General features: G+C 74.1%; 12 protein-coding genes. All 12 read left to right on the plus strand.

The annotated features are described in order from the left end of the window. Nucleotides 1-121 precede the first annotated feature (121 nt). Nucleotides 122-625: a hypothetical protein gene (locus KME75_RS37015; RefSeq protein ID WP_219419607.1), complete on the plus strand. Its 504-nt coding sequence runs from the start codon at nt 122-124 to the stop codon at nt 623-625. 2 nt (nt 626-627) lie between these two features. After that, the gene (locus KME75_RS37020) at nt 628-909 is read left to right on the plus strand and encodes a WhiB family transcriptional regulator (RefSeq protein WP_219419608.1); all 282 of its coding nucleotides are present in this window, start codon (nt 628-630) and stop codon (nt 907-909) included. A 276-nt stretch (nt 910-1185) separates the two neighbouring features. Continuing rightward, the gene (locus KME75_RS37025; RefSeq protein ID WP_219419609.1) at nt 1186-1578 is read left to right on the plus strand and encodes a hypothetical protein; all 393 of its coding nucleotides are present in this window, start codon (nt 1186-1188) and stop codon (nt 1576-1578) included. Beyond that, on the plus strand, nt 1575-2021 hold the full coding sequence (locus KME75_RS37030) for an SsgA family sporulation/cell division regulator (RefSeq protein WP_219419610.1): 447 nt from the start codon (nt 1575-1577) through the stop codon (nt 2019-2021). Before KME75_RS37025 ends, KME75_RS37030 begins: the two co-directional genes overlap by 4 nt. Then, on the plus strand, nt 2018-2380 hold the full coding sequence (locus KME75_RS37035) for a hypothetical protein (RefSeq protein WP_219419611.1): 363 nt from the start codon (nt 2018-2020) through the stop codon (nt 2378-2380). The genes KME75_RS37030 and KME75_RS37035 overlap by 4 nt, the downstream gene beginning before the upstream one ends. 145 nt (nt 2381-2525) lie before the next feature. Then, entirely contained in the window at nt 2526-3545 is a 1020-nt protein-coding gene (locus KME75_RS37040) for a hypothetical protein (RefSeq protein WP_219419612.1), read from the plus strand. Next, complete coding sequence (locus KME75_RS37045) at nt 3542-3742, plus strand: hypothetical protein (RefSeq protein WP_219419613.1); 201 nt, start codon at nt 3542-3544, stop codon at nt 3740-3742. Before KME75_RS37040 ends, KME75_RS37045 begins: the two co-directional genes overlap by 4 nt. A gap of 258 nt (nt 3743-4000) precedes the next feature. Continuing rightward, nucleotides 4001-5791 carry a type IV secretory system conjugative DNA transfer family protein gene (locus tag KME75_RS37050; protein ID WP_308283418.1) on the plus strand — a complete coding sequence of 597 codons (1791 nt, stop codon included), beginning with the start codon at nt 4001-4003 and terminating at the stop codon, nt 5789-5791. Continuing rightward, entirely contained in the window at nt 5791-6225 is a 435-nt protein-coding gene (locus tag KME75_RS37055; protein ID WP_219419614.1) for a hypothetical protein, read from the plus strand. The genes KME75_RS37050 and KME75_RS37055 overlap by 1 nt, the downstream gene beginning before the upstream one ends. Continuing rightward, complete coding sequence (locus KME75_RS37060) at nt 6222-6848, plus strand: hypothetical protein (RefSeq protein ID WP_219419615.1); 627 nt, start codon at nt 6222-6224, stop codon at nt 6846-6848. The genes KME75_RS37055 and KME75_RS37060 overlap by 4 nt, the downstream gene beginning before the upstream one ends. Next, nucleotides 6848-8509: a DUF2637 domain-containing protein gene (locus tag KME75_RS44330; RefSeq protein WP_246633574.1), complete on the plus strand. Its 1662-nt coding sequence runs from the start codon at nt 6848-6850 to the stop codon at nt 8507-8509. Before KME75_RS37060 ends, KME75_RS44330 begins: the two co-directional genes overlap by 1 nt. Nucleotides 8510-8759: 250 nt before the next feature. After that, nucleotides 8760-8953, plus strand: a 194-nt coding sequence (locus tag KME75_RS37075) for a relaxase domain-containing protein (protein ID WP_219419617.1), incomplete at its 3' end; no start/stop codon positions are given.

Below are 8953 nucleotides of genomic sequence, written 5' to 3' on the forward strand. Positions count from 1 at the left end.
CGGGCCACGAAGAAGGCCGGCGACTTCCCCGCCCGCAAAGATCAACCCAGCGTCGTCCACGTCACCCGCCGCATCCAACTCCACTGCCTCCGACAGCGGTCACCGACCTAACGCAAGGCCATTGGGCGGGCTGCCCGTCCACATCACCGCGGCCCTGCTCGGGCACAGGCGTATCACCAGCAGCGAATCCTACATCGCCGTTTTCCAGGACGAGTTAATCCGAACCTACCGCTCCCACCTGGCCGAACGCCGCTCGATCCGGCCCGCGGCGGAATACCGGGACCCCACCGACGACGAATGGCGCGAGTTCCAGCAGCACTTCGCCCTGCGCAAGCTCGAACTCGGCACCTGCGCACGCCCCTACAGTGCTCCCTGCCAGCACGAACACGCCTGCGTCCGCTGCCCCATGCTCCGCGTCGACCCCCGCCAGCGCGACCGGCTCGCCGACATCGCGAACAACCTCCGGGAACGCATTAGCGAAGCCCGCCACAACGGCTGGCACGGCGAGATCGAAGGACTACGCATCAGTCTGCAGGCCGCGGAAAGCAAACTCGTCGCTCTCGACCGCCAGGCCCGGAACACGCCGACGAACCTCGGCCTCCCACGCCTCACCCAAAGGAAATAGCCATGAGAATTCCGAACACAGGACACCCATGCCCGCCGAAAGTCCAGAAAAAGGTCTTCTTCCCCGCTGGTGAGGACGGGCCGGTCCACGATATGCAGGTCACCGTCGCCAAAGCGGTGTGCGGCGGATGCCCCGTCCGGGCGGAGTGCCTGACGTGGGCGCTGGAGGCGCTGCCCTACGGGATCGCGGGCGGGCTAACCGAGCAGGAGCGCCGCTGGGAGCGAGCCCGCCGCCGGCGGAAGGAACGCCGCCGGGTGCGGGGGCGCCCTGTGTGCGGGTCGTAGGCCGAGGTCGCGGCCGCGGGCCGGGCGGCGGTCCGGGCCGGGGTGCCGGTTCGTGAGGTGGCCCGCGAGTTCGGGGTCACCGGGCGGACGGCCGAGCGGTGGGCGGCGCAGGTCCGCACCGAGTCCACCACGAGCGCGAGCGCCACCGGCACGAGCACCGCGACCAGTGGCCGGCGGGCGGAGGGGAGCCGCGGCGGCCACCGGGCTCCCCTCCTGATCTCCCGAGCAACTCAACCCCTGGCAGGGACACGAGCACCGGAAGGACACCGAGGGTAGATGAACACCAACGACAACCCCCGCCAGCACGCGGGCGGGGAGGAGCGGTCGGAGGCCGTGGCGCAAGCCGAGGCGGGCGCGACGGCGTGGCGGGCGGTGGTGCACGCCCAGCGGAGCGCGGCCCCGGATCACGCGGACTTCTACGCCCTGGCCGCCGCGGTGGTGGAGACGTTGCAGCTGATGGAGTTGCTGACCGCGGTGCTGGGGGCGCAGGTCGCCGGGTACGGGCAGGGCCGGGCGCTGTATGACGACGAGGGTGGCGACCCGGCGGTGCGGCTGGCCGAGGCCGTGTGGCACGTGTCGGCGATCGGGCAGCACCTCGCGGTGGCGGAGTGGTCGGCCAATCGGTTCTGGTCGGCGATCGGGCACGTCGGTGTCGAGGTGACCCGGTGAGCGCCCGGCACGGCGGGCCGGGCCGGCCGGAGCCGGTCGATGGGGTGGCGCACTGGCTGGTCGGTGAGCTCGTCGGCGGGGACGGTTCCCGCACGCCGGTGGATGTGGACCTGTCGTGGGAGCGGGTCGACCCGCTGACGGTGCGGATCCGGTTCGTCGCGGCGGATGTGGTGTGGCTGGTCGGGCGGGAGTTGCTGGGCGAGGGCTTGGTCCGCCCGGCCGGGCGTGGGGACGTGCAGGTGTGTCTGCTCGGTGCCCGGGTGCAGGTGTGGGTCAACGGCCCGGGCGGGTGCGCCGATGTGCGCCTGGACGCGGCCGAGGTGACCGACTTCCTGGTTGCGACCTATCGGGTGGTCGGCCCGGACGAGGCCACCGCGATCGTGCACACCCAGCTCGAGGCCGGCCTGGCCACGCTGCTCGACCAGCCCGGGGGCGTGTCATGACCGCCCGCGCCGACACGGCCGCAATGGTGGCGGGGCTGCGCGCGTGGGTGCGCGGGCACGACCGGCATGTGCAGGCCGCGGTCGGCCTGCTGCTCGCCCACGACGTGTGGCTGCGCCGCGAGGAGTTCCGCGCCGCGTGCCTGCGTCGGGTGTCGGACGGCACGTATGGGATCGACTGGAGCGCCGCCCGGACCGGGTTCGACGCCGGCGAGTTCGCTCGGGCGTCGTCCACGGAGATCGCGGTGCTCGACCTGGCGATCGCGCTCGGGTCCGACCGCTACCGGCTCCGGTCCATGGGTGATCACAACGCACGGCTGATCGCCGAAGCGGTCGCGCACGCGGTGGGAGCAATCCGATGACCGAGTCCATGTCGGGTCGGGTGGCCTACTTCGACGATCGTCGGCCGTGTGGTGAATGTGGGCACTCCACGGGCGAGCACTGGACCGAGGCCACCGGTCGTTCGCGTGTACCCGGGGCGGGTGTGGCTGCACGAGCTGGTGGTCGATGGACATCAGGCCCGAGAACTCCGATGACGAGATCGACGACGACGGGCAGGACAGCGCGGCGGACCGGCCCGGGTGGGTGGGCCCGCCGGTGGTGACGCTGTGCGGGTCGATACGGTTCTGGCCGCTGATGGTGCAGGTCGCCGCCGCGGAGACCGCTGCGGGCGCGATCGTGCTGGCCCCGTTCGTGATCGTGCCACCCGACGAGCAGAACACCGAGTGCGGCGACGCGGCCGGGCGTGCGTTGAAGGTGCGCCTGGACGCCCTGCACCGGGCGAAGATCGCCATGTCGTCGTCGGTGCTGGTCGTGACCGACGACAGCGGCTACTGGGGCGAGTCGACCAGCGCCGAGATCGCCTATGCCCAGTCGCTGGGAATCCCGGTGGGCTATCGAGCGGTGGGTGGGGATCCGCGGGTGGTCGAGACGCCGCTGACCGGGATCGCAGCCGGAGCGTGGCACGCCGCGGAGCAGGTGCATCCGCCCCGCGTTCCCGGTGACCCCGAGCAGGGGCTGGCGGTGTGCGGCCAAGGTGGCGTCACCGTCGCCGCGAAGTTCGGGGCGTTCGACCCCGACCGGGATCGCGACCACACCTGCCACGAGTGCGCCTGGACGGTCGCGATCCGGACCGGCACCCTCGACGCCGAGGTCGACCGGCTCAGCGGAGCCGACGGTGCGCCGACGATGGCCGCCCAGGTCGCGCGCGCGATCGTGACTGCGCAGTCAGAGACGGGCGCGGGCCACGAGCTCGACCACCCCTACACGGTGCAGTTGTTGGCTGCGGTCAGCGCCCACGCCCCGACCCCGCTGATCTCGCCGGAGTGCGGCGAGGGAGCGTGCGAGCACCCCCGTGAACAGTCCTGCCCGACGGTGGCGCTGGCCTGCCTGGCGTGCAGCCAGCTGTCCGGCGGATGGGCCGGGGAGTGGGAGGGCACCTGCATGCCCGAATGCACCGTCCCCGCCCCGTGTGAGGTGCTACGCACCCTCGCCACCCACTACCGGATCACTGGCGGTGCGCGATGAGGCTGCGACTGACCGGCACCGACACCGAGTGCCGGGCGGCGGTCGCGCTCGCCGCCGGGTTCGCGCTGAGTGAGGTGTCGCCCTTCTATCTCCACCGCGGCGCCAGTGTGCTGGCCCGGGTCTACGTCGACGCGAATCCCCTCGAGCGCGGGGCCCTCGACTCGGCTGCCCGCGACCGGACGGGAGATCCGTCGTGAACGTGTTCCTGCTGTTCGTCGTCCTGGTCATCGCCACGGCGGTGACCTGGCGCCGCGGGGCCCGCGGGGGATCGCGTTCGGGCTCGCCCTGCTGGCGGCGTTCCCGGCGTTGACACTGCTGCGTCAACTCCCCTGGTGGGCCTACCTGCTCGGCGCGGTCGTCGTTGCGGCGGTCGGGTGGCATCACCTGTCCCGCTCCGCCGCCCTGGTGACCCGGTGGAGCGGCCGGACCCGCCGCAAGGCCGGTGTCGCCTCGACGTGGGACATCGCCGGCACGCGTCGGCCCGCGCGATGCGCAAGCGCGCCGGGACGGTGCGCCCGTCGCTGGCCGAACTCGGCCGGTGGGCCCGCTGGCGGCTGCCGGTGGTCGATGTCGCGCTGGAGCTGTGCCGGTCGGGGTGGCTGACGGTGTGGTCTCCGATCGAGGACGTCGTGATGATCTTCGGTGGGCCGCGGACGGGTAAGACCGGCTGGCTCGCGGGGCGGATCATCGACGCCCCCGGCGCGGTCCTGGTCACCTCCACCCGCACCGACCTCTACGAGCTGTGCGCGCCGCTACGCGCGGCGAAGGGCCCGGTGTATGTGTTCAACGCCGTCGGGCTGGCCGGGCTCGCCTCGACGATCACGTTCGACCCGCTCACCGGCTGCGCCGACCCGGTCACCGCGTCCGAGCGGGCCACGGACATGGTGGCGGCGGTGTCTCGGGCCGGCGGCGGCGCGGGTGGGGATCGGGAGTTCTGGAACGCTCAGGCCCGCCGGGTGCTGGCCGCGCTGCTGCACGCCGCCGCCCTCGGGTCGAAGTCGATGCGGGATGTGCTCGGCTGGGTGGCTGACCCGGAGCGGGCGGCGCGGGAGGTGCCGGGGCTGCTGCGCCGCTCAGGGGTGCAGGCCTTCGAGCAGGACCTCGGCCAGTTCCTGTCCACGAACGAGCGCACCCGCACCTCGATCACCTCCACGGTGATGCCCGCGCTCGGGTGGCTGACCCACCCGGCGGCCGCGGCGGCCGCCCGGGCGGGGCAGGGCTTCGACGTGGAGCGGCTCCTGCGGGAGCGGGCGACGGTGTTCCTGCTGGGTGCGGAGGAGACCCAGGCCGGGCCGCTGGTCTGCGCGCTCACGGGCCATATCGCTCGGGAGGCCCGCCAGCTCGCCGCCACCAGTCCCAAGGGGCGGTTGGACCCGAACCTGACGTTGGCGCTGGACGAGGCGGCGCTGATCTCCCCGGTGCCGCTGGAGTCGTGGACGGCGGACATGGGCGGGCGCGGGGTGACGATCATCGCCGCGTTCCAGTCCCGGGCGCAGCTGCTGGCCCGGTGGGGGGAGCACAACACCGCGACGATTTTGAACAACTGCGGGGCGGTGCTGGTGTTCGGCGGCACCCGCGACCGCGACGACCTCCAGTTCTGGTCCACGTTGGCGGGGGAGCGGGACGAGCCCACGCTCACGACGGACATGCACGGCCGGGTCGCGAGCAGGACGACACGGCGGGTGCCGGTGCTGCCGGCGGCGCAGATCGCGAACCTGCCCGCGGGGCGGGTGCTGCTGATCCGCCGCGGGATCGCCCCGGTGATCGGGCGGGTGCGGATGGCGTGGCGGCGCCGGGACGTGCGCGCGCACGCCTTCGCCCTCGCGCACCCGGTGCTGGTCGCACGGCTCACCCGCTCGGCGAGCGTCGCGCATCGGTGGTGGGCGTGGCTCACCGGCCCGGTCCGGGTTGTGTGGGTTGCCGTCGGGCGCTGGGCGGCCGCCGGGATCGGTACCGCTCGAGCCGCCGTCGCCCGCTGGGCGCGTGGTGGGGGCGCGATCGTCGCGCGTGCCGGGCGGCGGGTGCTGGGCCGACCCCGCAACGTCGCGCGCGTGGTGCCGGTCGATCTCGACCCGCCGACGGGCGAGGTGCCCGTGCCGGTCGCGGCCAGCGCCCCGCACACCAACGGCACCAGCCGCGGCACCAGCCACGGCGACGCGGCCGGCGGTGGCCCGGGCCGAAGCCACGACACCCGCGACAACATCGGGCGGCCCGATGTGCCGTTCGGCAACGGGTGGTGGAACTGATGGCCCGGGGAATGAGCCGCAGCGCGGAGTACCGGGTGCTGATGGCCGCGATCTGGGTGGTGTGCGCGCTGGCCGTCGTGTCGTCCGTCGTCCCGCTCGTCGAGCGCCTGGTCGGCGCCGCCCTGATCGCGGGCGGGCTGGGCTGGTGGGCCACGTCGGTGGTGCGCCGCGAGGTGCGGATCCGTCGCCGGCTCGCCGACACCGCGGTCCGACCCGCCACCAGCCGCCCCGCCCCGCATCGGCGGCGGGTGGGACCGGGTGAGCACGCCCCGGTCCCACCCGCACCCACCCGCACGAGCAGCCCGAACCCGACCAGCAGCCCGAACCCGATCAGCAGCCCGAACCCGACCAGCAGCCCGAGCACGAGCAGCACGACTGACCTGTCTGTTTGTTCGGCCGCGCGCGCGGCCACGCGCACCGGAGGTGGCGCATGAACCCGTCTGCCGACCCCGCCCGCTGGGCCGTGGACTCGCCGACGATCGCCGAGGTCACCGCCCTCACCCGCCGGCTGCGCGAGCTGTCCGCGCCGGGCCGGGCCGCCGACCCGGCCGAGCGGGCCGCGTTCCTGGCCGACAAGGACGCCCTGCTCGCCCGGATCACCGCCGCGCACCGCGACGCCGGCGGCGAACCCACCGGCGCCGCCGGCGCGATGGAGGACGCCGGCGTCGGCGAGCTGCACAGCCACCGCGTGCCAGCAGAGCGGATCGCCCCGGTCCCCGCCGACCAGGCCGGCTCGGCCGCCCGTGACGACAGCGACGGTTGGTTCTCCGGCGGCTATGACGCCGCCCATGACGCCTACCTGGACGCGCTCGTGCACGCCGACGTCCCCGGACCCGCTACCGGCTGGTCGCCGCCCGCCGGTGAGCCGTCCGCGATCGAGCAGGCCCGCGGCGCGGTGTACGGCGCCCGCCTCGCCAGCGCCCGGGCCGCCGCTGATGTCGAGCCCGCGCCGCCGCGGTGGGACGTCGACGAGGCCGACGCCGGGACGGAGGCCGGGACCGACGCCGGGACCGAGGCCGTGGCCGACACCGACGACGCGGGTCGGGGGTGGGGATGATGGCACGCCCCGACGAGCCCCAGCCCGACCCGGAAGTGGCGGCGGCGGTCGCTGGCCTGGCCCGCGAGGTCGACGGGCTGCGCCGGACGGTCGAGTCGCTGACGGGGATGCCGGGGCGGGTGGATGAGCTGGCCCGGCTGGTCACCCAGCTCGCCGACACCGTCGCCGCGGTGTCCGCGCGTCCGGGGCCGACACCGGCGCCGTCGTGGCTGCTGCTGCCCGACGACGAGGACGTCGTCGCGCGGGTGCTGGGGGAGCTGTGCGCGTGGCTGCACGCGTTCTACCTCCGCTACTCCGACGCGGCCGCGTCGCTGCCGGAGTGCTGGCTGTGGCATCCCGAGGTGGTCGAGGAGCTGTTGTGGCTGCGCCACGCCTGGTGCGCGGCCTACCAGGGCAAGTCCGCGTCGGTGGCGCTGGCGGGGGACTGGCACGACCGGCAGCGCCCCGGGGTGGTGCGCCGGATCAAGCAGTACGCCGGGTCCTGCTCGCCTGAGCGCCACCAGGCCCGCCCGGAGTGGGACCAGACCCCGACCGGTGCTGCCCCGGTGCCCGGGCGTTGCGGCCGTGCCGTTCATCGCCGCGTGGTGGGCCACCGGGCGCGACGAGCCCGCTCCCGAACCGGTGCCGGCCACAACCGTGAATGGAGCTCAGTCCCGATGACCACCACGACCGACGTCGAGCGGCACCGCGACGCCGTGCAGCAGGAAGCCTCGCCGGCGGCGGCTGTGCGGGCACATCCCGGCGGCCGGATGGTGCGAGCCGCGATCTGGCTGCCCGGGCTGGCCGTCGCGGTCGGCGCGGCGGTGGCGACCGCGCACGGGTTGTACGAGGTTGCGGTCGCGGCCCGGGTGCCGGCCGGGATCGCCTGGCTCTACCCGCTGATCACCGACGGGCTCGCGCTGGTCGCCTACGCCGCCACCGCCCGCCTGCACGGCTCCGCGGCCCGCTACGCCTGGTCGGTGGTGATCCTCGCCGCCGGGTTGTCCGGGCTCGCCCAGGCGGCCTACCTGGCCAGCGACCACGCCCCGGCGGCGCTCCCCGCGCGACAGCTGCCGCCCGAGGCCGCCGCGGTGGCGTTCGAGGCGTCCCCGGCGCTGCGGTTCGGCGTGGGCGCCTGGCCCGCGATCGCCGCCGCGATCGTCGCGCACCTGCTCTACCTCCTCGCCACCGACAACGACCCCGCCAAGAACGAGCCCGGCGGGGACCGGGACCAGTCAAGCGCGCCGGAGCGGTCACCCGTGCCCGAGCGTTCAGCGGTGGCCGTTCAGCCTGCCCCGTTCAACGCTGCGGCCGTTCAGCCTGAACAGGACCCGGCCCGCCCCGCGGTTGCGCCGGCGGCTGTTCAGCGTCCGGCGGCGGTCACCCCGGCCGCGCCGCGCCCGGCGCTCGCGCCCGCTCCGGTTGAACAGCGCAACGGCAGGCCGCCGGTGTCCCCGGCTCGGGATCGGGCCCGGGCGGCCGCTGCGCGGCACGCCCACCGCCACGGCGCCCTCCCCACGGTCTCCGAGCTGGAGGCCGCAGCCGAGGTCTCTCGCGGCACCGCCGCCACCGTCCTCAAGCACCTCCGCCAGCAGCCCACACCGCTGCACCTGATCACCACCAGCAGCCAGCAGGACCCGCAGCAGGACGACCCGACCCTCGAGGAGCACACCCAGCCATGACCCACACGAGCCGAACCACCATCACCACCAGTCCGAGCACCAGCACCGAGACGACGACCCGAGCACCCAGCAAGCACTACTCCATTAGGAGGAACGAGAACCGAGAACGAGATTCAAGAGCCACAAGATCGAAGGACTCACACCTTTGCATCACGATCCGCGGGTCCGGGCCGGCCTTCGGCCGGCCGCAACCGGCGCTGCGCGCGGTTGATCTCGTGGCTTGCCTCCTCAAGATCGTTTCTGTGGGTGGATGGTCGTCGTGGTGATGCGGATCGTCCGCGGTTACAGCCCCGACTACCTGTTGAAGGAGGTCGCGACCGGTCGGGAGAACTACTACACCGGTGCGGTCGCCGAGGGCGAGCCGCCGGGCCGCTGGTGGGGTGCCGGAGCCGAGCGGCTCGGCCTGACGGGGCTGGTGGACGGCCAAGACATGCGGGCGCTCTA

The sequence above is a fragment of the Pseudonocardia nigra genome (assembly GCF_019396355.1).
GTDB classification, from domain to species: Bacteria; Actinomycetota; Actinomycetes; order Mycobacteriales; family Pseudonocardiaceae; genus Pseudonocardia; species Pseudonocardia nigra.

Coding starts and splice junctions, on each gene's coding strand:
- KME75_RS37055 (WP_219419614.1), top strand. CDS start 5,791: ATGGCCCGGGGAATGAGCCGCAGCGCGGAGTACCGGGTGCTGATGGCC.
- KME75_RS37060 (WP_219419615.1), top strand. CDS start 6,222: ATGAACCCGTCTGCCGACCCCGCCCGCTGGGCCGTGGACTCGCCGACG.
- KME75_RS37040 (WP_219419612.1), top strand. CDS start 2,526: ATGGACATCAGGCCCGAGAACTCCGATGACGAGATCGACGACGACGGG.
- KME75_RS37045 (WP_219419613.1), top strand. CDS start 3,542: ATGAGGCTGCGACTGACCGGCACCGACACCGAGTGCCGGGCGGCGGTC.
- KME75_RS44330 (WP_246633574.1), top strand. CDS start 6,848: ATGGCACGCCCCGACGAGCCCCAGCCCGACCCGGAAGTGGCGGCGGCG.
- KME75_RS37035 (WP_219419611.1), top strand. CDS start 2,018: ATGACCGCCCGCGCCGACACGGCCGCAATGGTGGCGGGGCTGCGCGCG.
- KME75_RS37025 (WP_219419609.1), top strand. CDS start 1,186: ATGAACACCAACGACAACCCCCGCCAGCACGCGGGCGGGGAGGAGCGG.
- KME75_RS37020 (WP_219419608.1), top strand. CDS start 628: ATGAGAATTCCGAACACAGGACACCCATGCCCGCCGAAAGTCCAGAAA.